Genomic DNA, 1,130 nt, shown 5'->3' on the forward strand with positions numbered 1-1,130 from the left:
TTCTTGAAGTACCGCTTGTTGCAGATGATGATCAGCCGAAGGAGCGACCACATCGTATTGCGGATTTCCTGACTGAGCACATGGCGCTCAGCCTTGGGAAATTGCCGCAACACGACATAGCCGTATGAGATCATGTCCTCACATTTACGGCGGATTTTAAGGTCTTCCACCGCACCCTCCCTCGTCGGTTCAAGGCAAGGGGCGGGCTATCGCCCACCCCAGCAGAATTCAGGTGATCAGATGTCAGATCACGAAAGCGGGCCGGAAGCCGATGATCGTGCCCGAGTGCGAACGCGCGCTGTTCAGGTTGAGGGCGAAGACCCCGGCACTCGCGCCGATGAGCCAGTGGCCCCCACGGATCGGCAGTCGCTCGCCCTCGTTGCGCATATAGAACCGCCCGCGCTCGATCGCGGTGTCGTGCGGGAACATGCCCAGAAGCTTCAGCAGGTTCGGCACCGTCACGCCGCCAGCGGCCGTCAGGTCCTTGTATTGCTGCGAAGCCGAAGTGCTGCCATCTGACTGGCTGGTCACCGAGGTGGCGAGCTGCGGGCTGCCCGCGCCTGCGGTGCCGGTGGCATTCCATTTCAGGGTGCCGGAGGTGCCCGGCGTCACCAGGGTGCCATTGGGCATGATAGCCCGCCAGAGCGTGCTCGCGGCGGAATGGTCCGCGCCGGTGGCGGCGGCATTGTTGTCGGGGATGATCTGGATCTCACCATCCACCAGCCGCAGGCCGCGCTGCCACTCCCAGACGTTGCCGGTCAGATCGGCGATACCGGCCGGGGAATTGTCGTGAAACCAGCTGGCCGGGCCAGAGCCGGTCAGGGTGCGTGACGTGCCTTCATTGAGGCCAGGCGCAAGCCCGTCCTGCCGCCGCCCGGTCTCGTATTTCTGGGCGTGATCGCGGCCATAGTCGGTGTTGCCGCGCGGCATGAAGCCGTTCTTCCAGCACCACAGCGCCACGGCTGACCATTCGGCATTGGTCATCATGTGCCAGCCCGGCCCCTTCACGCTGCAGCGCGCATCGGCAGTGTCGAAGTTGATCGATGCGGTCGGGTCCTGCCCCGGCATCGAAAGGGCGTGGTTGTCGTGCACCCGCGCCAGAAACTTGCCGACGAAGATCTCGGATTTCT

The 1,130-nt window shown here is 63.7% G+C and carries 1 protein-coding gene; it reads right to left on the reverse strand.

Annotated features, from left to right (window positions below):
• Nucleotides 1-243: 243 nt before the first annotated feature.
• A partial coding sequence (locus Q7U95_RS04870; RefSeq protein WP_308752346.1) for an SUMF1/EgtB/PvdO family nonheme iron enzyme occupies nucleotides 244-1,130 on the reverse strand: 887 nt, incomplete at its 5' end.

Origin of the sequence: Candidatus Oleimmundimicrobium sp., assembly GCF_030651595.1 — a bacterium.
Classification (GTDB): domain Bacteria; phylum Actinomycetota; class Aquicultoria; order UBA3085; family Oleimmundimicrobiaceae; genus JAUSCH01.